At 70.9% G+C, this 24,939-nt stretch carries 19 protein-coding genes and 1 pseudogene; 13 read left to right on the top strand and 7 right to left on the bottom strand.

Going from position 1 to position 24,939, the window contains the following annotated elements; translation table 11 throughout:
- Positions 1-120 precede the first annotated feature (120 nt).
- The gene (locus ACWC09_RS07340; RefSeq protein ID WP_450849411.1) at positions 121-2,007 is read right to left on the bottom strand and encodes a sulfatase; all 1,887 of its coding nucleotides are present in this window, start codon (positions 2,005-2,007) and stop codon (positions 121-123) included.
- Between the two features lie 198 nt (positions 2,008-2,205).
- Positions 2,206-3,819 carry an acyl-CoA synthetase gene (locus ACWC09_RS07335; protein ID WP_450849409.1) on the bottom strand — a complete coding sequence of 538 codons (1,614 nt, stop codon included), beginning with the start codon at positions 3,817-3,819 and terminating at the stop codon, positions 2,206-2,208.
- Positions 3,820-4,006: 187 nt separating this feature from the next.
- Here ACWC09_RS07335 and ACWC09_RS07330 point away from each other — a divergent pair, with 187 nt between their 5' ends.
- The 6 genes and pseudogenes from ACWC09_RS07330 to ACWC09_RS07305 all read left to right on the top strand — a co-directional run.
- Positions 4,007-4,807: a crotonase/enoyl-CoA hydratase family protein gene (locus ACWC09_RS07330; RefSeq protein WP_450849407.1), complete on the top strand. Its 801-nt coding sequence runs from the start codon at positions 4,007-4,009 to the stop codon at positions 4,805-4,807.
- Between the two features lie 17 nt (positions 4,808-4,824).
- The gene (locus tag ACWC09_RS07325) at positions 4,825-5,766 is read left to right on the top strand and encodes a Zn-ribbon domain-containing OB-fold protein (RefSeq protein ID WP_450849405.1); all 942 of its coding nucleotides are present in this window, start codon (positions 4,825-4,827) and stop codon (positions 5,764-5,766) included.
- Positions 5,763-6,812, top strand: a complete 1,050-nt coding sequence (locus tag ACWC09_RS07320) for a thiolase domain-containing protein (protein WP_450849404.1) — start codon at positions 5,763-5,765, stop codon at positions 6,810-6,812. Before ACWC09_RS07325 ends, ACWC09_RS07320 begins: the two co-directional genes overlap by 4 nt.
- Positions 6,809-7,975 (top strand): thiolase domain-containing protein, encoded by a 1,167-nt coding sequence (locus ACWC09_RS07315; RefSeq protein WP_450849402.1) that lies wholly within the window; start codon positions 6,809-6,811, stop codon positions 7,973-7,975. The genes ACWC09_RS07320 and ACWC09_RS07315 overlap by 4 nt, the downstream gene beginning before the upstream one ends.
- Positions 7,976-8,068: 93 nt before the next feature.
- Positions 8,069-8,311, top strand: a complete 243-nt coding sequence (locus ACWC09_RS07310; protein ID WP_151478766.1) for a DUF397 domain-containing protein — start codon at positions 8,069-8,071, stop codon at positions 8,309-8,311.
- A gap of 70 nt (positions 8,312-8,381) precedes the next feature.
- Positions 8,382-8,655: pseudogene (locus ACWC09_RS07305) on the top strand (universal stress protein); the annotation flags it as partial.
- 13 nt (positions 8,656-8,668) lie between these two features.
- Here the strand turns inward: ACWC09_RS07305 and ACWC09_RS07300 are convergent.
- Positions 8,669-9,322 carry a pyridoxine/pyridoxamine 5'-phosphate oxidase gene (locus tag ACWC09_RS07300; RefSeq protein ID WP_450849400.1) on the bottom strand — a complete coding sequence of 218 codons (654 nt, stop codon included), beginning with the start codon at positions 9,320-9,322 and terminating at the stop codon, positions 8,669-8,671.
- A gap of 51 nt (positions 9,323-9,373) precedes the next feature.
- Between ACWC09_RS07300 and ACWC09_RS07295 the strand changes: the two genes are divergently transcribed.
- The 3 genes from ACWC09_RS07295 to ACWC09_RS07285 all read left to right on the top strand — a co-directional run bounded on the left by ACWC09_RS07295 (position 9,374) and on the right by ACWC09_RS07285 (position 13,594).
- Positions 9,374-9,970 carry a CGNR zinc finger domain-containing protein gene (locus ACWC09_RS07295; protein ID WP_450849399.1) on the top strand — a complete coding sequence of 199 codons (597 nt, stop codon included), beginning with the start codon at positions 9,374-9,376 and terminating at the stop codon, positions 9,968-9,970.
- A 126-nt stretch (positions 9,971-10,096) separates the two neighbouring features.
- Positions 10,097-12,979, top strand: coding sequence for an ATP-binding protein (locus ACWC09_RS07290; protein ID WP_450849397.1), 2,883 nt, complete (start codon positions 10,097-10,099; stop codon positions 12,977-12,979).
- Between the two features lie 117 nt (positions 12,980-13,096).
- On the top strand, positions 13,097-13,594 hold the full coding sequence (locus ACWC09_RS07285) for a hypothetical protein (RefSeq protein ID WP_450849395.1): 498 nt from the start codon (positions 13,097-13,099) through the stop codon (positions 13,592-13,594).
- A gap of 6 nt (positions 13,595-13,600) precedes the next feature.
- Here the strand turns inward: ACWC09_RS07285 and ACWC09_RS07280 are convergent, their stop codons facing one another.
- Together ACWC09_RS07280 and ACWC09_RS07275 are read right to left on the bottom strand one after the other, a co-directional pair.
- Positions 13,601-15,574 (bottom strand): N-acetylmuramoyl-L-alanine amidase, encoded by a 1,974-nt coding sequence (locus ACWC09_RS07280; RefSeq protein WP_450849393.1) that lies wholly within the window; start codon positions 15,572-15,574, stop codon positions 13,601-13,603.
- A gap of 252 nt (positions 15,575-15,826) precedes the next feature.
- Complete coding sequence (locus tag ACWC09_RS07275; RefSeq protein ID WP_450849391.1) at positions 15,827-16,969, bottom strand: aminoglycoside phosphotransferase family protein; 1,143 nt, start codon at positions 16,967-16,969, stop codon at positions 15,827-15,829.
- A gap of 254 nt (positions 16,970-17,223) precedes the next feature.
- Between ACWC09_RS07275 and ACWC09_RS07270 the strand changes: the two genes are divergently transcribed.
- Positions 17,224-18,717, top strand: a complete 1,494-nt coding sequence (locus ACWC09_RS07270; RefSeq protein ID WP_450849389.1) for a DNA-binding protein NsdB — start codon at positions 17,224-17,226, stop codon at positions 18,715-18,717.
- Positions 18,718-18,811: 94 nt separating this feature from the next.
- Here the strand turns inward: ACWC09_RS07270 and ACWC09_RS07265 are convergent, their stop codons facing one another.
- Entirely contained in the window at positions 18,812-20,227 is a 1,416-nt protein-coding gene (locus tag ACWC09_RS07265) for a PP2C family protein-serine/threonine phosphatase (protein WP_450849387.1), read from the bottom strand.
- A gap of 544 nt (positions 20,228-20,771) precedes the next feature.
- Here ACWC09_RS07265 and ACWC09_RS07260 point away from each other — a divergent pair.
- Positions 20,772-21,185 carry an SsgA family sporulation/cell division regulator gene (locus ACWC09_RS07260; RefSeq protein ID WP_450849385.1) on the top strand — a complete coding sequence of 138 codons (414 nt, stop codon included), beginning with the start codon at positions 20,772-20,774 and terminating at the stop codon, positions 21,183-21,185.
- 139 nt (positions 21,186-21,324) lie between these two features.
- On the top strand, positions 21,325-23,349 hold the full coding sequence (locus tag ACWC09_RS07255; protein ID WP_450849383.1) for a phosphocholine-specific phospholipase C: 2,025 nt from the start codon (positions 21,325-21,327) through the stop codon (positions 23,347-23,349).
- 46 nt (positions 23,350-23,395) lie between these two features.
- Here the strand turns inward: ACWC09_RS07255 and ACWC09_RS07250 are convergent, their stop codons facing one another.
- The gene (locus tag ACWC09_RS07250) at positions 23,396-24,493 is read right to left on the bottom strand and encodes a baeRF3 domain-containing protein (RefSeq protein WP_450849380.1); all 1,098 of its coding nucleotides are present in this window, start codon (positions 24,491-24,493) and stop codon (positions 23,396-23,398) included.
- Positions 24,494-24,643: 150 nt separating this feature from the next.
- Between ACWC09_RS07250 and ACWC09_RS07245 the strand changes: the two genes are divergently transcribed.
- Positions 24,644-24,934 (top strand): hypothetical protein, encoded by a 291-nt coding sequence (locus ACWC09_RS07245; RefSeq protein WP_450849573.1) that lies wholly within the window; start codon positions 24,644-24,646, stop codon positions 24,932-24,934.
- The last annotated feature ends 5 nt before the right edge of the window (positions 24,935-24,939 follow it).

Raw genomic sequence — 24,939 nt, 5'->3', positions numbered from 1 at the left:
CGCCCGGCAGCTGTCGGTAGCCGCCGGACGGTCAGCCGTCGTCGTGTGACGGACCGACGAGTGGAGGCCCGCCGTCACCGCCCGTACGGCACAACGCCGCGCCGGCGCCGGCCGACCCGCTCACCCGCCCTGCGGACCGTACGCCGTCATGAAGCGGTTGCGGAACTTGTTCATGGTCCACTCGGGGGCGTTGTCCGCGGGCTTGAGGCCCTCCGTCCAGCCCCAGTCGGAGACGCGGTCCAGGACCTTCGGGTCGCGGGCGACGATCGTGACCGGCACATCCCTGTTGGCGGTGCCGCCGGTGACCGTCGGGACGGGCTGGTGGTCGCCGAGGAAGACGAGGACGGTGTTGTCGTCGCCGTAGCGCTGCATCCACTGGGTCAGGCTGTCCAGGGAGTACTGGATCGCCTTGCGGTACTCGGTCCGGACCCGTTTCGCGCTCTTCCAGACCTCCGTGGGGTTCGTGCCCTCCTTCTTGATCTTGTAGAAGACCTTGCCGTCCCCGAGGTCCTTCCAGGCGATCGTGTGGGCGATGGGGGACCAGGGGTTGTGGCTGGAGGCGAGGATGATCTCCGCCATGATCGGGTCGCGGTTCTTCTTGCCGTGCTCCAGCTTCTGGAAGGCCTCCAGGCTGAACTGGTCCGGGACCGGAGTCCAGCTGAAGTACGGGCCCTGGTAGCCGAGGTGCGTGGAGTCGTAGATGTGGTCGAGGCCGAAGTACTTGCCCTCGGGCCAGGCCTTGCGCACGCCCGGGACGATACCGACCGTGCGCCAGGCGCCGGTCTTCTGGAAGTAGCTGGTGAGGGTCGCGCGGTTACTGGTGGTCAGGGTCCGGTAGCGCTGCTGGTTCTTGATCCACAGGCCGGACAGGAAGGTCGAGTGGGCGAGCCAGCTGCCGGCGCCCGTCACGGGCGACCTCAGCCAGCCACTGCGGGCCGCGAATCCGGCCGATTTGAGCCTGGCGTTGCCCTCCTGGAGCGTCGCGTCGATCTCCGGCGCCATCGACGGATCGTCGATCGCCACCCGGCCGTAGCTCTCGATGAAGGTGAACATCACGTCCTTGCCGCGCAGTCCGGTCAGCAGCTGGTCGGACGGGGTGTTGGCGAAGGCGTCGACGGCCATCTGCTTCTTGAAGACGTCGGCGTCACCGAGGCCGTCGCGGACGTACTGCACCCGGTTGGCGAGGTACTGGGTGTAGCCCTTGGTGGCGACCGTGACACCGCCGAACTGCACACCCATGGTGAAGCAGATGATCCACGCGGTGCCCAGGACCAGCGTGCTGCGCACGGCCACGGGGCGGTGCCGGGCCATCACGTCCGCCAGCCGCACCATCGCGAGCGCGCTCAGCACGAGCACGAGGACGAGCAGGACGATCACCCCGATGATCGCGAGCACCTCGCCCGAGCGCCCGAACGAGTCCTTCACCCAGTCCGCCCCGTCGCTCAGCAGAACCCAGTCGAAGACCAGGTCGAACGGCCGGGCGAGAGTCTGGCGGAAGCCCATGTCGAGGCACTTCAGGACGGTGGAAAGGCCGAGGAACGCCCCCAGGGAGACGGCGGTGATCCGCCGTGCCTTCGACGGCAGCACGAGCAGGACGGCCGCGAGGAAGATCCCCTCGACGGGGAGGCGGAGGAACGCCTCGAAGTTGATCCGGTCGAGGCGGTTGGGCACGAGGAGCACGACGAACACCAGCACCCCGGCCAGCACACTCGTACCGATCCGCACGGCAGCTGCGGTGCGGGGGTAGCGACGGCGCCAGCCGAACCAGCCGGGGCGGCCGGGGGCGGGGGCGGCGTCCGCCTCCTCCGTTGCTTCTGTGTTCGTCGTCGGCCCGGTCGCTTCGTCCGGCGTGTCGGTCGCCTCCTCGTCCGCCGGCTCTACGTCCGGCGCGGCGCCCGGCTCGGTGTCGGGCACCGTGGGCGCGGGCGGGGCCTCCTCGGCTGTGGGCCTGTCCGGCGCGTCCGCGTCCGTCTCCGGCAGTTGGCGAGGGGGCGTGAGGTGCGACACCCGTGGGTCCTTCCGTGCGAAACAGCTGATGGCACGGCGGACCGGGCCCGCAGGTCCAGAGCCGCCAACCTCGCGTACGGCCCTACGTCACCCTCCGTTCAAAGGCCCGGGTCAACCGCGCGCAAAGAGTACGCCCGGCTCGGCCGGCCCCGCTCCCCGCCCGGCTCGGCCGGCCCCGCTCCCCGCCCGGCTGTTTCGCTACTGATCCGCTGCCACGGCGACTTCCTTGGCCCACCGATAGTCCGCCTTGCCGCTGGGCGACCTCCGTATCGCCTCCGCGATCACCAGCTGGCGCGGAATCTTGTACCCGGCGAGATGCGTGCGGCAGAACGTCTGGACGTCGTCCAGGGACGGACGCGGCGCCCCTGCGCGCAGCTGCACCACCGCCGCCACATGGTTGCCCCACTTCGCGTCGGGCACCCCGGCCACCAGCGCGTCGTACACGTCTGGATGGGACTTGAGGGCCTGCTCGACCTCTTCCGGGTACACCTTCTCGCCCCCCGTGTTGATGCACTGGGAGCCCCGCCCCAGGACGGTGACCACGCCCTCCTCGTCCACCGTCGCCATGTCCCCGAGCAGCACCCACCGCTCGCCGTCCTTCTCGAAGAAGGTCTCGGCGGTTTTCTTCGGGTCGTTGTAGTAGCCGAGCGGGACGTGACCGCACTGCGCCACCCGCCCCACCTCGCCCACCGCCATCGGCTCGTGCGTGGCCGGGTCGACCACCTGGGTACGGGAGTTGACGCGGATGCGGAAGCTCTGCCCGGCCCCGGAGTCGTTCGTCGCCGTACCGTTGAAGCCGGACTCCGACGAACCGTAGTTGTTGAGCAGCATGGCGTTCGGGAGCAGTTCCTGGAACTGCCGCCGCACCGTCTCCGACATGATCGCGCCGGAGGACGACACGCTGAACACCGACGAGCAGTCCGTGCCCTTCATCGGCCCGCCCAGCGCGTCGATCAGCGGCCGCAGCATCGCGTCGCCGACCAGCGACATGCTGGTGACCTTCTCCTTCTCGACGGTCCGCAGCACCTCCTCCGGCACGAACTTCCGGTGGATCACCACCCGTTGCCCGAAGTTGAAGCCGATGAACGAGGTGAGCGTCGAAGTGCCGTGCATCAGCGGGGGAGTCGGGAAGAACGTGATGCCGGAGCCCCTGGCCGCGACGCGCTCGGCGAGCTCTTCCGGCCGCTTCACGGGCTCACCGGTCGGCGCGCCCCCGCCCAACCCCGAGAAGAACAGGTCCTCCTGACGCCACATCACACCCTTGGGCATCCCGGTGGTGCCGCCGGTGTAGATGATGAACTGGTCGTCACCCGACCGTGCCGGGAACCCGCGCTCCGGCGAGCCGCCGGCCTCGGCCTCGGTGAACGGGACGGCGCCCGAGACCCCCTCGCCCTCACCGCCCACCCGCACGAGATGCCGCAGCTTCGGACACTGCGGCAGCGCGCCCGCCACCCGTCCGTCGAACTCCGCGTCGAAGACCAGCGCCACCAGATCGGCGTCCCGGTACAGATACACCAACTCGTCTTCCACGTAGCGGTAGTTGACGTTGACCGGGACGACCCGCGCCTTGAGGCATCCGAACACCGTCTGCAGGTACTCGATCCCGTTGTAGAGGTGCAGCCCGAGATGCTCACCCGGACGGAGACCGGCGTCGATCAGATGGTGAGCGACGCGGTTCGCCGCCGCGTCCAGCTCCGCGTACGTCAGCCGCTGCTCCGCACCCGTCCCCGGGTGGTCGATGTACACCAGGGCCTCGCGGTCGGGGACCACGTCCACGACCGACTCGAACAGGTCCGCAAGGTTGTACTCCACCGCTCCTCCTGACCCCCGGCAGCCATGACGACGAAAGGCACATCAGTCGGTTCGCCGGTCATCAGAGCAAAGGGCGCGGCAACTGGGAAGGGTTCGCGCGAAGAAATCTGACTGTCTGTCAGAAAACTCTTGAAGTGCCTCCCCGGCTACTGCAACCTGTTCTCGTTCCTGGAGAGGGGAGATGGCCATGGGTGGGACGGAACACCTCACCGTGGAGCGCGAAGGCGCCACACTGGTGCTCACGCTCAACAGGCCCGACGCGAAGAACGCACTCTCGCTGCCGATGCTCGTCGGGCTCTACGACGGCTGGGTCGAGGCCGACGAGGACGACGAGGTCCGCTCGATCGTGCTGACCGGCGCGGGCGGCTCGTTCTGCGCCGGGATGGACCTCAAGGCCCTGGCCGGACGGGGCACGGAGGGCGAGCAGTACCGGGACCGCCTCAAGGCCGACCCGGACCTGCACTGGAAGGCGCTGCTGCGCCACCACCGCCCGCGCAAACCGGTGATCGCCGCCGTCGAGGGCTACTGCGTGGCGGGCGGCACCGAGATCCTCCAGGGCACCGACATCCGCCTCGCGGGCGAGTCGGCGACGTTCGGCCTCTACGAGGTCAAACGCGGCCTCTTCCCGATCGGCGGCTCGACGGTCCGCCTGCAACGGCAGATTCCGCGGACCCACGCCCTGGAGATGCTGCTCACGGGCCGCCCGTACACCGCCCGCGAGGCCGCCGACATCGGCCTGATCGGTCACGTCGTCCCGGACGGCACGGCCCTCGCCAAGGCCCTGGAGATCGCCGAACTGATCAACGCCTGCGGCCCGTTGGCCGTAGAGGCCATCAAAGCGTCCGTCTACGAGACCGCCGAGATGACCGAGACCGACGGTCTTGCCTCCGAACTCAAGCGCGGCTGGCCGATCTTCGACACCGCCGACGCGAAGGAGGGTGCTCGCGCCTTCGCGGAGAAGCGACCGCCCACATACAAGCGCGCCTGACCCGAAGGAGCCCGGGCATGCCCGAAGTCCTCAAAGCCCCCCTCGCCGTCGAATTTCCCTTCACCCGTTCCCTCGGCCCCGTTCAGAGCGCCTTTCTGACCGGTCTGCGTGAGCGGGTCGTTCTCGGGGTGAAGACCGGCGACGGCCGCACCCTCGTCCCGCCCGTGGAATACGACCCCGTCACCGCCGAGGAGCTCCGCGACCTCGTCGAAGTCGCGTCCACCGGTACGGTCACCACCTGGGCCTGGAACCACGAACCCCGGCGTGGTCAGCCCCTCGACACCCCCTTCGCCTGGGTGCTGGTGCGTCTCGACCGCGCCGACACCGCCCTCCTGCACGCACTCGATGCCCCTGGCCCCGAGGCCGTGCGCACCGGGATGCGCGTGCGCGTCCGGTGGGCCGAGGAGCGTACGGGTGCCATCACCGACATCGCCTGCTTCGAGCCGTACGACGGCGAACCGGACCAACCCGCAGGCCACAGCGGCGAGTTCGTGGACGCGGTCACCGGCATCGTCGCCCCCGCCCGCCTCGACTACACCTACTCGCCGGGCCGCGCCCAGTCCGCCTACATCCACGCCCTCGCCGACCGCCGCACGGTCGGCGAGCGTTGCCCCTCCTGCCGCAAGGTGTACGTCCCGCCGCGCGGCGCCTGCCCCACCTGTGGTGTCGCCACATCGGAACAGGTCGAGGTCGGACCGCGCGGCACGGTCACCACCTTCTGCATCGTCAACATCAAGGCGAAGAACCTCGACATCGACGTCCCGTACGTCTACGCCCACATCGCCCTCGACGGCGCCGACCTCGCCCTGCACGGCCGTATCGGCGGCATCCCCTACGACCAGGTGCGCATGGGCCTGCGGGTCGAGGCCGTGTGGACCGAAGGGGCCCGCTACCCCGACCACTACCGGCCGACCGGCGAACCCGACGCGGAGTACGAGACCTACAAGGAGCTGCTGTGACGCGTGACATCGCGGTCGTCGCCTTCGCCCAGACCGACCACCGGCGCACCACCGACGAGCTCTCCGAGGTGGAGATGCTGATGCCGGTCCTGCACGGCGTGCTCGAGCAGACCGGCCTCAAGACCGCCGACATCGGCTTCACCTGCTCCGGCTCCAGCGACTACCTCGCCGGCCGCGCCTTCTCCTTCACCCTGGCCCTCGACGGCGTGGGCGCCTGGCCGCCGATCTCCGAGTCGCACGTCGAGATGGACGGGGCATGGGCCCTGTACGAGGCGTGGACCAAGCTGCTGACCGGGGATGCCGACACCGCCCTCGTCTACTCCTACGGCAAATCCTCACCCGGTTCGGTGCGGGACGTGCTCACCCGGCAGCTCGACCCGTACTACGTGGCACCCCTGTGGCCCGACTCCGTGGCCCTGGCCGCCCTCCAGGCGCAGGCCCTGATCGACGCGGGCGACACCGACGAGCCCGCCCTCGCCGCGGTCGCCGCCCGCAGCCGACAGGACGCGTCAGCCAACTCCCATGCACAGCTGCGAGGTTCGGTGCCGCAGGGCGACTATCTCGTACGACCCCTGCGTACCGGCGACTGCCCGCCCATCGGCGACGGAGCCGCCGCCGTCGTCCTCGCGGCGGGGGAGCGGGCCCGGGAACTGTGCGAGCGGCCCGCCTGGATCCGCGGCATCGACCATCGCATCGAGGCCCACTCCCTCGGGGTACGCGATCTCACCGACTCACCCTCCACCCGCCTGGCCGCCGAGAAGGCCGGCGCCTTCGAACGGCCCGTGGACACCGCTGAGTTGCACGCGCCCTTCACCTCGCAGGAAGTGGTGCTGCGCAAGGCGCTCCGACTCGGCGACGGCGTCCGCGTCAACCCGTCCGGCGGAGCCCTCGCCGCCAACCCGATGATGGCCGCCGGGCTCATCCGCATCGGAGAGGCCGCCGCCGGCATCCATCGGGGCGCCTGGGACCGGGCGCTCGCCCACGCCACCTCCGGCCCGTGTCTGCAACAGAACCTGGTCGCCGTACTCGAAGGGGATCCGCGATGAGCAAGGAGCCCGTGGCCGTCGTAGGGATCGGCCAGACCAAGCATGTGGCGGCTCGGCGGGACGTGTCGATCGCGGGACTCGTGCGGGAGGCGGCCGGGCGGGCGCTCGACGACGCCGAGTTGACGTGGGCCGACATCGACGCCGTCGTCATCGGCAAGGCCCCCGACTTCTTCGAGGGCGTCATGATGCCCGAGCTGTACCTCGCCGACGCGCTCGGCGCGGTCGGCAAGCCGATGCTGCGCGTGCACACCGCCGGTTCGGTCGGGGGATCGACGGCACTGGTCGCGGCCAACCTCGTCGCGTCCCGCGTCCACGGCACCGTCCTGACCATGGCCTTCGAGAAGCAGTCCGAGTCGAACGCCATGTGGGGCCTGTCCCTGCCGATCCCCTTCCAGCAGCCCCTGCTGGCCGGGGCCGGCGGCTTCTTCGCGCCGCATGTGCGCGCGTACATGCGACGCAGCGGCGCGCCCGACACGGTCGGCTCGCTGGTGGCGTACAAGGACCGGCGCAACGCGCTCAAGAATCCGTACGCGCATCTGCACGAGCACGACATCACCCTGGAGAAGGTCCAGGCCTCGCCGATGCTGTGGGACCCGATCCGCTACTCCGAGACCTGCCCGTCCTCCGACGGCGCCTGCGCGATGGTGCTGACGGGCAGGGCGGGGGCGGCGCGGGCGCCCCGGCCGCCCGCCTGGATGCTGGGCGGCGCCATGCGCAGCGAGCCGACTCTCTTCGCGGGCAAGGACGCCGTCTCGCCGCAGGCCGGCAAGGACTGCGCGGCCGACGTGTACCGGCAGGCCGGGATCGCCGATCCGCGCCGGGACATCGACGCCGTCGAGATGTACGTGCCGTTCTCCTGGTACGAGCCGATGTGGCTGGAGAACCTCGGTTTCGCCGACGAGGGCGAGGGCTGGAAGCTGACCGAGTCCGGGGTGACCGAACTGGACGGCGATCTTCCCGTCAACATGTCGGGCGGTGTCCTGTCCACCAATCCCATCGGCGCCTCCGGCATGATCCGGTTCGCGGAGGCGGCATTGCAGGCGCGCGGGCAGGCCGGAGAACACCAGGTGGAGGGCGCGCGGCGGGTCCTCGGGCACGCGTACGGCGGCGGATCGCAGTTCTTCTCCATGTGGCTCGTGGGCAGCGAACCGCCGGAGTCCTGACGGGCTCCGGAAAGGTCCCCCTCACGTGGCCTGTTGACTTGGGAAATCGATCGCTAGGCTGGCCGCGGACGACGCATCGGGAGGAGCACGGACGTGGCCGAGAGCACCATCCAGCAGCATCCGCTCGCGGGCTGGGACAAGCCCGAGCTGGACCTCAGCAACGCCGATTGGCACTCGAGCAGCCGTGGCCTGGGGGATGTCCAGATCGCCTTTGTCGAGGGATTCATAGCCATGCGCAACAGCGGCCGGCCGGAAAGCCCTTCCTTGATCTTCACACCGGCGGAGTGGGGCGCGTTCGTGTCGGGGGCGAGGGAGGGCGAGTTCGACCTGACGTGAATCGTCGGGGGTGTGCCGGTCGGGCTGTGTGTGCCGCCCGACCGGCACACCCCCGACGGTTCGGACGAGCGCCGCGGAGAACGAGACCTGGACCCTCGCCGAGGGCTTCCTCGCCCCGCACCGCGAGGCCCGCCCCGAGGTGCGGGCCGACGCCCGGCGCGATGCCGGGCGACGCGGCCGCCCTCCAGCTCGCCGCCGCCCAGGACGCCGACCTGGTCGCGGTCGGCCGCCACCGCCGCCGTCTGCGGGCCCCGGCCCGGATGACGGGCTCGGTGCCACAGGCGGTGCTGCCGCATGCGGGGAGCCCGGTCGCGGTGGTTCCGCCGGCGGTGGCGGACGAGTGAGGGGAGTACGGAGTCAGGGCCACAGCAGCTGCTTGCGCCAGCCCCCGCCCTCCCGCAGATGCACCAGCCGTGTGTGCCGTCGCTCCTTGTCGCCCTGCCAGAACCCGACCGACTCCGGCTGTACGGCGTTGAGCGTCCAGCCCGGCGGGACCAGGTCCGGCTCGGACTCCAGCCGGGCCGGCGACTCCTCGACGGCGATGTCCCGCTCGGCCGGCTCCGCGAGCGGCTGCGACTGTCGGCCGAGCAGCGACTGGGCGCGGGCCGCGATGCCCCTGGCCAGGAAGTCCGCAGCACTGTCCGCCGGACTCGCCGGTACCACCGGACCCCGGACCCGGACCTGCCGGGCCGGCGGCGACCAGGAGAAGGTGAGCGCGGCGAAGGGCCGCTCGGCGAGGTCGTGGCCCTTGACGCTGCCACCGTCCGACGCGAACTGCCGGCCCTCGGGACCCACGCCCTTGAGGATCAGCGTCCGAGCCGACGGATTCCCGTCGGCGCCCGCCGTCGAGAGCGTCATCGCATGCGGTTCACGCACCCCCGCCTCCACGGCCGCCGGCAGCCACTCGGTGAACAGCTCGACCGGAGTGCCGGGTGTCGCGGCCGGATCGAAGGCCGGCAGGTCGCCTGCGAACACCTCCAGCTCACGCAACAGCCGGCGCAGATCCTCCACGACGGCTCCCCTCAGGGTCTAATGGTTACCAGCGAAACTATCATTAGCTCCATGCCGGACTCGCTCAGCAGGGACACCCACCTCTCCCTCGACCTCGCCCTCACCATCCGCCACGACGGCCACGGCGGAGTCGCCGACGACCTCACCGACCCCACCGGGCTCACCGCCTGGGTCCGGGCCCACCCCGAGACCCTCCCGGACGCCGACCGCTGGATCGCCGACGAGGGCGACCTCGCCGCCGTACGAGATCTGCGCGCCGCTGTGCGATCCCTCTTCGCCCGTGCCGTACGCCCCGGTGAGCCCAGCCCCGCCGATGCGGCCCGCCTGCTGTCCGTGCCCGAAGCCGTCGCCCGACTCAACGCCGCGGCCGCCCGCACCCCCACCGTGCCGGTCCTGCACTGGGCCGACGACGCCGAACCCCTCGTACACCGGCGAACGGTCGAGACCGACGACCTCACGGCGGCCCTCGCGCACGCCGCGATCGCCTTCCTCGCCGGTCCCGACCGGCAGCGGCTGCGCGCCTGCCACGCCCCGCGCTGCGTCCGCTACTTCCTCAAGGAGCACCCGCGGCAGGAGTGGTGCAAGCCCTCCTGCGGCAATCGGGCCCGGGTCGCCCGGCATCACGAACGGCATCGGAAAGCCGTTTGAAACGTGTCGGTCGGAACTGCTCGTAACCCGGCGCGGGACCTCTCGCGGGCGTACGCTGAGGTGCCTGTAGACCACGGTGCGTGCCCGCTCCCCGCGCGGGTACACCGCCGTGGCGGGGGGTACGTCATGGTGCAGCGCATCGCACGGAGCAGAAGGATCCTCTTCGAGCGCGAGAGCGAACTCGCCGCCATCGACGAGGCGTTGGCCACGCTCACCGGTCTGCGCATGAGCGGGTCCGAAGCGCCGGACCGACCGCGCGGCGCCCTCCTCGCCTTCGCCGGGCGCGCCGGCATCGGCAAGACCACCCTCCTCGCCGAGGTCCGCCGGCGCGCCGACGCGCGGGGCTGCACCGTACTCTCCGCCCGCGGCGGCGACCAGGAACAGCGCGTCGCCTTCCACGTCGCCCGCCAGCTGCTGCAACCTCAGTTCGCCGGCGCCGCGGAGACCGATCTCCGTGCCTCGCTGGGCAGTTGGTACGACATCGTGGGCCCCGCTCTCGGCCTCTGCGCGCCCACCGCGGCCGCCCCGCCCGACCAACAGGGCCTGCGCGACGGCCTGGACTGGGTACTCACCCATCTCGCCGCCCTGCGCGCCCCCGTGGTGCTCGTCCTCGACGACGCGCACTGGGCCGACCCCGAATCCCTGCGCTGGCTGGCCGCGTTCGCGCCCCGTGCCGAACAGCTCCCGCTGCTGGTGGTCGTCGCCTACCGTCCCGACGAACTCCCCGATCACGCCGAGTCGTTCAGGGGACTGCCCGGCCGGGCCGGCGGACGCCCGCTCGACCTGGAACCGCTCAGCGCGGCCGCCGTGGCCCGCCTGGTGCGGGAGGGGCTCGGGACCCACGCCGACGACGCGTTCTGCCGCGAGTGCTGGGCCGTCACCGCCGGAAACCCCTTCGAGACCGTCGAGTTGGTCGCCAAGGTCCGCGACCGCGGTGTCACCCCGACCGAAACCGGAGCCCATCTGCTGCGCGACCTCGCCGCCGCAGTCAAGGGCAGCGGCCTGGTCGCCCGCCTCGAACGCCTCGGCACCTCCACCGTCCGCTTCGCCTGGGCCTGCGCCGTCCTCGGCACCGAGATCCAGCCCCTGCTCGCCGCCGCCGTCGCCGGACTCGGCCACGAGGAGGCCGCCGACGCGGCCGACGCCCTGCGCGGCGCCCGTATCCTCACCGGCGCCGAGACCCTGGAGTTCGTCCACCCGCTGATCGCCACCGCCGTCTACCGGGCCATCCCGCCCGGCGTCCGCGTCGCCCTGCACGGCCAGGCCGCCTGGTGCGTGATCAACGCCGGCCAGGGCCCCTCCGCCGCCGCCCGCCACCTCCTGGAGACCCACCCCGACGGCGACATCTGGGTCGTGCAGCAACTGCGCGCCGCCGCCGAGGAGACCCTCCGGGCCGGCGCTCCCGACGCCGCCCGCAGCTACCTCGCCCGCGCCCTGCGCGAACCCCCGCCCTACGGGGACCGCGCAGCCGTCCTCCACGAACTCGGCTCCGCCTCCCTGCTCACCGAACCCGCCACCACGGTCAACCACCTGCGCGCGGCCCTCGAAGAACCGATAGCGGACCCCCGTCTTCGCCACCACATCGTCTACCGACTGTCCCAGGTCCTCGCCCACAGCGACCGCCTCGCCGAGGCCTCCGACACCCTCGCCCGCGAGATCCACGTCACCGACGACGCCCGCGTCAGGCTGCGCATGGTCGCCGAACAGTTCATGTGGGACGCCTTCCGCGCCGACGAACCCGACCACCCCTCCCGCTCCCGCCGCCTCACCAAGCTCGCCGACCGCCTCAAGGGCCGCGACCTCACCGAGCGCTACATCATCGGCCTGCGCACCTGGGACGCGATCCTGCGCGGCGAGCCCGCCCACATCGCCCTCCACCACGCCGAACGCGCCCTCGCCGGCGGCCTCGGCTGGGCCGAGCCCGACCGCGGCTTCGAGGTTCCCGTCCTGGTCGCCCTCGCCTTCATGTACGCGGACCGCCCCGGCCGCACCGAGGAGCTCTTCGCGTCCGGCATCGCCGACTTCGAACGCCAGGGCTGGCGCGGCGCCCACCTCTCCTTCGGGTACACCCTGCTCGCCTACGTCCGCTACCGGCGCGGGCGCCTCGCGGAGGCCGAGGACTTCGTCCGCGCGGGTCTGCGCCTGGCCGAACGGGTCGGCCCGGGCACCCCGGCCCACTGGTACGCCGTGGGCATCCTCATCGAGGTCCTGCTGGCCCGGGGCCGCGTCACCGAGGCCGCGCAGACCGCCGACGACTACTCCTTCACGTCCCCCTTCCCGGCCGCCGTGGTCTTCCCGGACGCCCAGACCGTCCGCGGAGAGCTGCTGCTCGCCCGCGGCCTGCACCAGGAGGCGGCCGAAGAACTGTCCGCGGCGGGCCGCCGCCTCGACCCGCGAGGTATCCGCAACCCCGCGTGGTGCCCCTGGCAGCTCCACCTCGCCCGCGCCGAGGCCCACGACACCCCCGAACGCGCGGTCACCACCGCCCTCGAAGCGGTCGCCCGCGCCCGCCAGTTCGGCACCCCGTCCGCCATCGGCCAGGCGCTGCGCACAGCCGCCGAGGTCTCCTCGGGCTCGGCCCGCGCCAAATACCTGGAGGAGTCCGTAGCCCACCTGGAACGCTCCCCGGCCGCCTACGAACTGGCCTGCTCCCTCGTCTCCCTCGGCACGGAACTCCGCCGCACCGGCCGCCCCAGGGAAGCCGCGGAACACCTCTATCGAGGCCTGGACGCAGCCGTCCAGTGCAACGCCGACGGCCTGGTGGAAAGGGCCCGCGACGAACTGGCAGCGGCAGGGCTGCGCCCGCGCCGCCTGCACAGCACGGAGACGGACACCCTCACGACCCGCGAACGCACAGCGGCGAACCTGGCGGCCGAGGGCCGCACCGAGGCGGAGATCGCAAGCGAAATGGGGATGGACGAGCCCACGGCGGTCCGCCTGCTCTCCGCGGTCTGCCGCAAGATGGGCACGGAGATCACCGGGCTTACCTTGGCATTCAAGCAAGGGTGACGGGCAACCCCTTGGGGCGCGGGGCTGTATCGATGTGCGGCTCCGCCGTGTGGGCGAGACCAACCCCCACCGACCCGCACCCGCAAGACCACCTCATTGACCATTACCATGGGCGACATGTCGTTCCTCCGCCGCCGCAGCGCAACCCCCGCCGGCCCCGACTTCGACGTCCTGGCCATGGACCCGGGCGACTGGCCCGGCAATCTCGGCGCCGGCCTGCTTCCCGCCCCCGACGGCACCTGCCAGGGCGTCTTCCTGCGCTACGACCTCTTCGGCGGCCGCGGCCCCGCGATGATCATCGGCAACCTCCCCGAGGGCTCCCCGGCCCGCGAGGTCGCCGACGGCGAGATCCCCTTCGAGGTCGCCCAGCTGCTGCTCGCGCTGGAGAACGAGGAGGAGGTGACGGTCGTAGGAGTGGAGGACATGCCGGTGATGCAGGGCGACAACCTTCTGATCGTCCGCCGCCTCAAGCTCTCCGAGAGCCGGATCTCCTGCGTTCAGTTCGACCGCAGCGACAACGTCCTGGTGACCATCGCCGCCTGGGACCGCCCCATCACCGACGACCTGTACGCCCTGCTGAAGCCGCTCCCGGCGGAGCTTTTCCAGCAGGGCTGAGGGCGGCTACCGGCCGGTCCGCACCTCCACGTCCGTCGCGCGCACGAACGCGACCCGGTGGCCGAACTGGATCTCGTAGTACAGGTCCTTGCCCAGCACGACCCGGTGCGAGTCGGTGGTGAAGGTGACCGCGTAGTAGTACTCGCCGGGCACCTCGTCACCGACCACGTACTTCTGCCCCTTCGGCAGCGTGTACGGCAGCGGTGACACCGCCTGCACCGGCACTCCCGTCGGATACGCCGCCGCCTCCGGGTAGGCACGGCCGTACACCGGGATGCTGTCCAGACCCGCCTTGGGCGTCACGACCAGGCCCGAGGCCGGTACCGCCGTCGGGTGCTTCTTCGGGTTCCGGAACCAGGCCTTCTGCCCCAGGTACCAGATCGCCGTCCAGTCGCCGTGGTGCCCGGCGACGGCGTACTGCTGCCCGGTCGAGACCCGCGAGCCCACGTCGTTGACGTCGATCGTCGAGTCGGCGCCCTTGTGCAGACCGACGTCCTTGATCAGCGCAGACTTCTCGTCGTGGTCGGAGTACAGCCGCACCTCGCTCGAACCGTGCGCCGCGCAGGGCCGGCCCGAGGTGACGCAGCCCGTGTACGTCGGCTGGTTCCTGGCGTAGTCCGGCCGGATCGTCACCAGCCCGCTCTTCTCGCCACCGGTCGCCTTGAACGGATGTCCCAGCAGCGAGAAGTAGTGCCGCCAGTCCCAGTACGGCCCGGGGTCGGTGTGCATGCCGGGGATGGTCGACGTCGTCGGGCCGGGCACGTTCTCGTGGCCCAGGATGTGCTGCCGGTCCAGCGGGATGCCGTACTTCGCGGCGAGATAGCGCACCAGCCGCGCCGACGAGCGGTACATCGCCTCCGTGTACCAGGCGTCCGGCGAGGCGAGGAAGCCCTCGTGCTCGATGCCGATCGACTTGGCATTGATGTACCAGTTGCCCGCGTGCCACGCCACGTCCTTGGCCTTCACATGCTGGGCGATCAGTCCATCCGTCGAACGAATGGTGTAGTTCCACGACACATAGGTCGGGTCCTGGACCAGGTTGAGCACACCGTTCCAGGCGCCCTCCGTGTCATGGACGACGATGTACTTGATGCTCTGCGAGACCGGACGGTCGCCCAGGTCGTGGTTGCCGTAGTCGTTGTCCCCGAACTCCTGGTACGGGGCCGGGATCCACTCGCAGGACACCGACTTCGGGCACTCCGTGCCATCGGCGGTGAGACCGCGCAGGCCCGTCTCCCTGATCTGGGCGGTGTCCGGGGCGACGCCCGGCTGCGCGGCCAGGGCGACCTGCTGCCCGGCGTCCGTGGTGCGCTCCTCACCGGTGCGGATCACGTCGTAGACGTCGTTCGCGTACGTGGCCGCCGTCGCCGTGTCGTCGGCGCCGGAGAAGCGTGCCACCGCGCCGTACCAGTCCGCCGGGTCGGCGCTCGGCGGCTCGCCGAGATCCTTCTGCGCGGCGGCGAGCAGCGCGGCGCCGCCCGCCACGTTCGCCCTCTGGTCGGTACGCAGCCGCTCCGCCGGAATACCGGTCAGCTCGGCCGCCTTCGGCAGGGTCTTGAGCCGGGCCGGGAGCCGGGAGTCCGACGGCACCTTCACCGCGGGGTGCAGGGCCGCGCGGGCGCTGTCGCCGCGCGCGTCCTCCGTGCCCTCGCTGTGGTGAGACCTTTCCGCCAGGGCGGCGCGGGCGTCGGTGAGATGCATCGGGCCGTAGCCGCCGGACACGCTCGGCGCGCCCGCGTGCGCGTCCCAGCGGGACTGAAGATACGAGACTCCGAGCAGGACGCTCTGCGGGACGTGGTACTCGGCGGCCGCTGAGGCGAACGCCCGCTGCAGCGAACTCGCGGACGAGTCGTCGGTGCTCACGGCCGGAGCCGCGCCCAGCAGCGGCAGCAGCAGCGCCGCCGAGGCCAGGGCACCGGCGGTTCTGCGGGCGCGTCTGTGGCCGGGGGTGGACGTGGGGTCGGTGACGGTTCCTCGCAATGCAGCCTCCTGGGACGGACGAGCGTGACGGGGCGTGCAGGGCCGAGCGTGGGTCAGTGGTACTCGCTGGCCGACGATCCGTCAATCATGCCCAGGGACAGGCGATTTCCCATGTCAACGGCGTCAGAGGCTTACACCAATGGCCGTACGACGAACCTTGCGGACAGGGGACATGGGGACGTTGGGGACACCGGGACATACGAAGGTCCGCGGTGCGCCGCCTTCGAAGCGCACCGCGGACCTTCGTCCCCGTCAGCGAGTGCCGACCGCCGCCCGTACGGCCTTTCGGGCCAGCTGGCAGTCGTCGTGCAGCCGCCTCAGCAGCAGCCGCTGTTCCTCGCCGGACGGCGCAGCACTCGGGTGGGCCACCCCCGGTGCCGCCGGGGTCGAGTCGTGCATCGAACGCTGCACGGCCGTCTCGTAGGTACGGATCTCACGGGTCAGTACGAGCATCAGGTTCACCAGGAACGCGTCCCGGGAGGCGGGCCCCGCGGACTGGGCGATCTGGCTGATCTGACGGCGCGCCACCGGGGCGTCGCCGAGGACCGACCACAGCACCGCCAGGTCGTAGCCCGGCAGGTACCAGCCCGCGTGCTCCCAGTCCACCAGCACTGGACCGGCCGGGGACAACAGGATGTTCGAGAGCAGTGCGTCGCCGTGGCAGAACTGGCCCATGCCCTGCCGGCCCGCCGAGTGCGCGATGCCGTGCAGCAACTTCTGCAGGTCGCCCATGTCCCGGTCGGTCAGCAGCCCCAGCTCGTGATAGCGGGAGATCCGGGACGCGTAGTCGAGCGGGGCGTCGAAGGTGCCCGCCGGCGGCCGCCAGGCGTTGAGCCGGCAGATCGCGCCGAGCGCCGCCCTGATGTCCGCCCGGGGCGGGGCCTCGGCCGGGTGCCGCTGCAGCGCCGCCACTCGTCCCGGCATCCGCTCGATGACCAGGGTGCAGTTGTCCGGGTCCGCCGCGATCAGTCTCGGCACCCGCACCGGAGGGCGGTGCCGGACGAACGAGCGGTAGGCCGCTATCTCGTGCCTGATCCGCTCGGACCACACGGGGGATTGGTCCAGTAAACACTTGGCGACGGCCGTGCTGCGTCCGGTCGTACCGACCAGGAGCACGGAGCGTCCGCTGCGGCGCAGCACCTGCACCGGAGCGAACTCCGGACAGATCCGGTGCACCGACGCGAGCGCCGTACGCAGCTGGGCGCCCTGGGGGCCGGACAAGTCGAGTCTCCCGCTGAGCGGTTGGGTGCCGAGCCCCGGGGTGCGCAGCGGCCGGCCCGCACCGAGCGCGGGGGCCGGCGGACGCACGGCGGGGTCGAGGTAGGGGCCGCCGGCCGCCGGGCGGGGGCGGAGCGACCGGGGCGGGGCGGACACGGAGGACGATGCTGTGTACATGGGCGAAACAGATCCCTTCGTGTGCCTGCATTGCCTGTCTGCGTGACGGCGCTACCCGGCCCGGCCCTTCAGGAGCACCCTGGGGAATGCGCCTGTCGTTCACAACGGCAACCGGGTCGGGGTAGCGCATTCCTACCTGACACCTGATGCCCAGTGGCACACCATCTGGCGCACCCTGGCGAACCCTGGCGAATAGTCGCCCGGCAACTCTCACCCGGCTACTGTCAACTCAGCCGAGAACCTGGGGGCTTGACGTGAGCGGACAACCCAACACCCGTCTCTCGGACCTGTTCGGCCTGGCCGGCTGGTCCAAGGGTGAACTCGCGAGGCTGGTCAACCGGCAGGCGGCGGCCATGGGCCATCCCCAACTGTCGACCGACACCTCCCGGGTGCGGCGTTGGATCGAGACGGGGGAGATCCCCCGCGATCCGGTGCCGCGGGTGCTGGCGGCTCTGTTCACCGAGCGTCTCGGCCGTGTCGTGACCATCGAGGACCTCGGTCTGGTCCGGCACGGGCGTACAGGGAAACGGCCGGACGCCGGGAGTGTGGAACATCCCGACGGCGTGCCGTGGGCGCCCGAACGGACCGCGGCGGTCCTCACCGAATTCACGGGAATGGACCTCATGCTCAACCGACGCGGCTTGGTGGGTGCGGGTGTCGCGCTCACCGCAGGATCCGCTCTCAGCAGCGCCATGTACGACTGGCTGCACACCGACCCGGGCCTCAGGGCCGACGCCCCACGCTTCGACGATCCCCTGCACGCCGACCCCGCCGGGTTCGACCGCTACGAGGCCGCCCCCATCGGGTCGCAGGAGATCGAGGAACTGGAGCGCTCGGTCGAGGTGTTCCGGGCCTGGGACGCCGCCCGCGGCGGCGGGCTGCAGCGCAAGGCGGTCGTGGGCCAGCTCAACGAGGTGGGCGGCATGCTCGCCTACCGACATCCCGACCACCTCCAGCGGCGCCTGTGGGGCGTCGCAGCCAACCTCGCCGTCCTCGCGGGCTGGATGTCCCACGACGTCGGCCTCGAACCCACGGCCCAGAAGTACTTCGTCATCGCCGCCCACGCGGCCCGGGAGGGCGGCGACCGGCCCCGTGCGGGGGAGGCGCTCTCCCGGGCGGCTCGCCAGATGGTGCACCTGGGCCGGCCCGACGACGCACTCGACCTCATGAAACTCGCCCAGTCCGGCTCCGGCGACGAGGTGCTGCCCCGCACCCGGGCCATGCTCTACACCATCGAGGCCTGGGCACAGGCGTCCATGGGCAAGGGCCAAGCCATGCGCCGCACCCTCGGCCAGGCGGAGGACCTCTTCGTCTCCGACAAGGGCGATGTCCCGCCGCCGAGCTGGATGCAGATGTTCAGGGAGGAGGACCTCTACGGCATGCAGGCCCTGGCCTACCGCACGCTGGCCGAGCACGACCCCACGGCGGCCGCGCACGCCCAGCACTACGCGGAGAAGGCCCTGGCCCTCAGGGTCGACGGACGCCAGCGGTCGAAGATCTTCGACTTCCTGTCCATGGCCTCCGCCTGCTTCATCGCCGACGACCCCGAACAGGCCGACCGCTACGCACGCCTGGCCCTGATGTCGATGGGATCCAACTCCTCCCACCGCACCTGGGACCGGCTGCGCCAGATGTACCGGCTCACCGCCGAGTACTCCAGCTATCCGAGGATCCACGAGCTGCGGGAGGAGATCAAACTCGCCCTGCCGAAGAAGACGTCCCAGGGCGGCAACAGCGCACGGGTATAGGGGGTTCGTGCCGCTGCAGTCATCACTGAAACCTCAAAGGGAACTGAAACCTCAAAGGGGACTGAAACCTCACGGGGGTTCCTCAGTGGGGGTTTCAGATCACCCTGGCGACGAGCACGCACGCGTCGTCGTCACGCTCGGTCTCGCCGAACGCCTCCACGACCATCCGTACGCAGTCCTGTGCGGTGCGCGCCTCGCCGAAGCGGGGGGCCAGGTCGAGGAGTCGGCTCGCGGGCTCCGTCCTGCTGTCATACCCGGGCACCAGCCCGTCGGTGTGCAGCAGGAGCAGGTCGCCCACCTCGAGGGTCTCGTGGACCTGCTCGTAGGTGGCGCCCGAGGTCGCGCCGAGCAGGACGCCGCCCGGTGCGTGCAGCCTGCGCCCCGTCCCGCCGCGGAACAGCAGCGGGGCGGGGTGTCCGGCCTGCGCCCAGGTCAGGGTGCGGGTCTCGGGCCGGTAGCGGCAGCACACGGCGCTGCCCAGGGCCGGTTGCACGGTGGCGTCGAGTAACTGGTTGAGCAGGGAGAGCAGGTGGCCCGGCTCGGTGCCGGCCATCGCCATGCCCCGCAGGGCGCCCAGCAGCATCGCCATGCCGGATGTGACGACGACGCCGTGTCCGGTCAGGTCACCGACGGTCAACAGGGTCTGCCCGTCGGGCAGTTCGAGCGCGTCGTACCAGTCGCCGCCGATCAGCGCGCTCGTCGACGACGGCAGATAGTGCGCCGCCAGATCCAGTGTCTCGGGTCCCTGGTGCGGGAGCCGCAGGGAGCCACGCCACGGCGGCAGCACGGCCTCCTGCAGCTCGACCGCGAGCCGGTGCTCGGTCTGCGCGCGGTGCTGCTGGCGCTGCAACGAGTCACGGGTCTCGCTCACCGCCCTCTGGCTGCGGCGCAGTTCGCTGACGTCCCGCAGTACGGCCCACATGGAGGCGGTGCTGCCGTCGGCGTCGAGCACGGGCTCGCCCATCATGTGCACGGTCCGCACCTCGCCGTCCGGGCGCACGATGCGGAACTCCCCGTCGATGGGCTTGGCGTCGACGAGGCAGTCCGTGACCATCGTCGTCAGTTTCGCGCGGTCCTCGTCGAGTACCAGGGACGGCAGTTCGTCGAGGGTGAGCGGGGCGGCGGCGGGGGCGCGGCCCAGGATCTGGTAGAGCTCACCGGACCAACTCGCCTCGTCCGTCAGCAGGTTCCACTCCGCACTGCCGACCCTGCTGAGCAGCGAGCCGCGCCGGGGAGCGGACGCCGGGGACGGGGCCGGGTGCGGTGGCGCGGGCTGCGGGCCGTCCCGCAACTGCGCCAAATGGGTCTCGAGATCGTTGAGTTGGTGCAGCGCCAGCTCGCTCAGTGCGCGCTGCCATCGTTCCTCCGGGTCCGATCCGTCTCCGTGCGCGTCCCGCCGTACGGCGTCCACGTCGCCCTTGAGCCGCCGCGTCTGCGATATCAGTGCGTCGACCGAGCCGCGCCCCGGCGGCTGGGCGGCTGGATGATCCGCAGAGAGGTGGGACGGCATGACGCGCTCCGATGCGGGACGGTACGACCAAGGTGGACGGAGGGACCGTTACGACTGTTGCACAGCCCGCGACGCCCTGTAAGGGATTTGGCAACACACGATACGGTGGTGCTTCTGGCATATGCCAGCGTCTTCAAGGAGCGGTCCGGCTGCGCCTGGCGCCTACGTCGCCCGATGGGTCAAGTCGTAGATGACGTACGTGACTTGAGGCATCGCAGCGGAGCCTTGGCGTGTGTTCAGTCGCGTGTTCGACGGGTGTCTGTTCTAAGAAGCATGGCATACGAGGATCGGCCCGATCCAGGGCGGACGGGCGGCGTCCGGGGGTGTCCGGCCGGTGTCGGCTCCGGCGAAGCATTCGCACCCCCCTGTCCGCGCCGGCCCGGCGGGAGGGGCGGTCAGGGTGGGAACTCTCCCGTCCCCCTGGAGTAGTGACGCAGGTCACACAAACGTGAAAGCGCTTCCGCGTAATGCGATCGGCATCTGCGAGGTCGTACAAGCACGTCGGCAATCCGGCCGACCTCCGACCCGCAGGGGAGACCGACCCATGGACATCACTCTCGAGCAGCCCGCCCGCGGTCGCCTGATCACGGCCGACGAGCAGGAGCTGCCCGTCCCGGTGACGTTTCGCTACACCTCCGAGGACCCGCTGGCCGTGCACCTCGACTTCCCGCCCGATGTCTCCCTCGACGGCACGGAGGTCAGCTGGACCTTTGCCCGCACCCTCCTGGAGGAGGGCCTGCGGGGTCCCGCAGGCGGTGGCGACGTCCACCTCTGGCCCTGCGGCAGCGCCCGCACCGTCCTGGAACTCCACTCGCCCTACGGCATGGCCCTCCTCCAGTTCGACACCTCGGCCCTGCACCGCTTCCTGCTGCGCACCTACGCCGTGGTGGCGGCCGGCCAGGAGGATCTGGGGGAGGCCGTCGACCGTGGCCTGAGCACGCTGTTCGGCAGCGTCTGAGCGCAACGCGCTCCGCACGGTGCGGCTTTGACGTTTGTTCACCTCCACCTCACCCCCCAGGTATGGACCTTGACGATCACCCCGTGCACCCTTGCGCGCGGTGTGCCGCAGGGGCACTCCTGTGACGAGGGCGGGGCGAATGACACCGATCAGCCGAAGAGGCTTCGTGGGGCTCGGCGCCACCGTGGCGGCGGGCATGACGGTGGGTACCGGTTCACGTACGGCGGTCGCTGCCCAGAGCGCGGCGACCGGCACGATCTCGGACGTGAAGCACGTGGTCATCCTCATGCAGGAGAACCGGAGCTTCGACCACTACTTCGGGCGGCTGAAGGGCGTCCGAGGCTTCGACGACCGCAGCGCCATCGCGCTCAGTGGCGGGTACTCGGTCTTCAACCAGCCGAACGGCTCCGGACGACAGTATCCGTGGAAGCTCAGCGCCACCCCGGACGCGGGCGGCAAGGACGGCGAGACGCTCGCCCAGTGCAACGGCGACCTGCCGCACTCCTGGTCCTCGCAGCACTCCGCCTGGAACAAGGGCCGCCTCGACAACTGGGTCTCGGGAGTGGGCAATGTCCGCTCGCTCGGCTACCTGGACCGCTCCGACCTCCCCTTCCATTACGCGCTCGCCGACAACTACACCGTCTGCGACGCCTACTTCTGCTCCACCCTCAGCGCCACCGGGCCCAACCGCACCTATCTGTGGAGCGGCAAGGTCGACTCCTCCAGCTATGACGGGGGCGACGAGTCCGGCCTCACCTGGCAGAACTACGCCGAGGCCCTGCAGAACGCCGGAGTGACCTGGAAGGTCTACCAGAACGCGCAGGACAACTTCGGCGACAACGGCTGCGCCTACTTCAAGAACTTCGCCGACTCCAAGGCGGGCAGCCCTCTTCACGACCGTGGCATGGCATCGGTCCCGAAGACCACGGGCTCGACGCCCGACGACATCGCCGCCGCTATCAAGGCCGACGTCGTCGCCGGCACCCTCCCGCAGGTCTCCTGGATCGTCCCCGACCAGGCCTCCTCCGAGCACCCCTACGCCCCGCCCGGCGACGGCGCCCACTTCGTCAACCTCGTCTACCAGGCCCTGGCCGCGGACCCCGACGTCTTCGACGCGACCGTCCTGTTCCTGAACTACGACGAGAACGACGGGTGCTTCGACCACGTCCCGCCCCCGGCCCCGCCCGCCGGAACCGCCGACGAGTTCCTGGGCGGAGTGCCGTACGGCTTCGGCTTCCGTGTTCCGATGATCGTCATCTCGCCCTGGACGCGCGGTGGCTGGGTCTCCTCGGAGGTCTTCGAGCACACCTCGGTGCTGCGTTTCCTGGAGACCTGGACGTCGGCGCTCGGCAAGCCCGCCTCCTGCCCCAACATCAGCGCCTGGCGCCGCAAGGTGAGCGGCGACCTGACCGGCGTCTTCGACTTCGCCAACCCGGTGTACGGCACCGTCTCCCTGCCCGCCACAAGTGTCATCGGCTACGACACCTGCGGCCCGCTCCCCAACCCGGTGCCCACCACCAACGCGCTGCCCGCCCAGGAGACCGGCACCCGGCCCGCCCGCGCGCTGCCCTACCAGCCGAACGGTTATCTGGACCACTTGGAGTTCGGGACGGGCGGCAAGATCCTCGCCTGGTTCGCCATGACCAACCAGGGCGGAGCGGCTCAGCGTGCCGCGCACTTCTCCCTTCACCCGGGCGCCTACCGCGACACCACGCCCTGGCAGTACACCGTCGACCCGGGCGGCACGGCCTCCGACTACTTCAACATCGGCTCGGGGTACGGCGACGGCAAGTACGACCTCACCATGGTCGGCCCCAACCGCTTCCTGCGCCGCTTCCAGGGCGACGCGACCAAGGCGGGCAAGTCGGCCGAGGTGAGCACGCGTTACTCCGTCGAGCCGGGTACCGGCAAGCCGGCGGTCTACTTCAAGATGGCCAACTCGGGCTCGGCATCGATGACGTTCACCATCACCTCCCACCACTACCGCGGTGACGGACCCTGGACGTACACGGTCGCGGCGGGCGGGTCGACCGAGGACTTCTTCAACGCCGTCGCGTATCAGAGCGGTTGGTACGACTTCACGGTCACCGTCGATTCCGACGCGACATGGTCACGCCGATTCACCGGGCACCTGGAGACGGGTGCGGCGAGCGTCAGCGGCTGAATCCGGTACGGAGGTCCGGACGTCGGCCCGGACCTCCGCCCTCGTCTCAGTACCGCAGCACGCCCGCGATCCCGCGCGCGTCGGCCAGCGTCCCGTCCGGCACGAAGCGGACGTCCGCGCCCGTCTCCAGGCACTGCTCGACGATCTCGTCCACGATGTCCTCGCGGGCGTCGAGGTCTCCGGTCGCGGCGGGCACCAGATGGTCGCCGAGGACGTCGCGCACCGTCACGCGGTAGTTCTCCTCCACGGCGAGCAGCCGTACCCGGCCCTCGCGGGCGCTCTGCCAGACCTCGTCGACACCGGCCGCGAACGACTTGCGACCACGGGCCGTCTCCAGTTCCCGGGCGACGGCCTCGGTACTGCGACGGGCCTCGGCGGCCACCATCGGACGGACCGCCTGCCACACGGCGTCGGGCGTGCCGTGCGCGAGACCGCCGTGCGGGATGTGCATGGCCTCCTTGGTGACGCTGCCCACCTCGTCCAGCAGGGACAGAGCGGCCTGCTCACCGGTGACGTAGAGCGGCCGCGGCTGTTCGCGCAGGACCATGCCCATCGCGGCGTCGGCCTCCCGCAGGAAGTGCCGGGTGCCCTCGTCGCGGAACGTGCTCGGCATGTCGCCGATGCGCTCCTGCCGCTCGGCGTCGAAGTTCTCCGGGGTCCTGCTCATCGGGTATCCGCCGGTGCGTTCCTCCGTGACGCGGTCCGGGCCGCCGCTCCACAGGGTGACCCGGTCGGCGGAGACCGACAGCACCCAGAACGGCCGCTCAGCGGCCTGCGCGGAGACCAGGTTGCGGGTCAGGAAGGTGTCCGAGAGGACCACGCGCTCGGGCACGGCACGGGCGAGCGACCAGACCTGGTGCTCACCCGGAGCGGCGAAGATCACCAGTCCGTCCTCGGCATGCGCCAGATCCACCTCCGCGAGGGCCTGGTCGAGCTGGTGGACCACGTCGGAGCGCCGTTCCCGGCTCACCGCCGGGTCGGACTCCAGCTGTTTCTTGGCCTCGGCCACCACATTGCGCAGCCGGACCGGATCTTGAGCGTTGTCGGGCTCGCGGCGGTGTGTCGGCGTCAGCACGGACACGGCCGGATAGGGGCGCGGGCGCCGGAGCTCGGAGAGGGTTGAGGGACTCAGATCGTGCTCCATAAGAGCACGATAGGACCGTTTCGCCGGGCTGGCACGGGGAGGAAGTGAACCAGGCATTCGCCGTAATCCATTGCCAATCGCTCTCGGGCCGCCGGATGGCGTCTCCCGCATCGCCGCACCAGCCGATGCCCGACCCTCGCAGGACGTCTCATGACGCGGCTCGAGAAGGAAACCCGGGCCCCTGACACCGCCAAGCTCTCCCTCCCGACGCTCGCCGGCGAATACCTGGGTTTCTTCCCGGCGTTCGGCTACTGGGCGGGTGCCTGCGTCGGCGATGTGACGTACGGCGTCCACTCCGAGGCCGGCAGGCTGCGCAAGGTGCCGGTCTGCGTGAACGGGACGTCGCGGTCGGCGAGTTGCACGCCCCGGAGTCCCTCGAACCCGACCGGCGTCCGCGAGTACCTGGTGCCGGCCCTGCCCGGCACCCTTTCCACTGGGTGACGTGC

This window comes from Streptomyces sp. NPDC001617 (assembly GCF_053596855.1).
The sequence above is the reverse complement of the archived record's forward strand: the minus strand, read 5'-3'. Positions and strand labels throughout refer to the sequence as shown.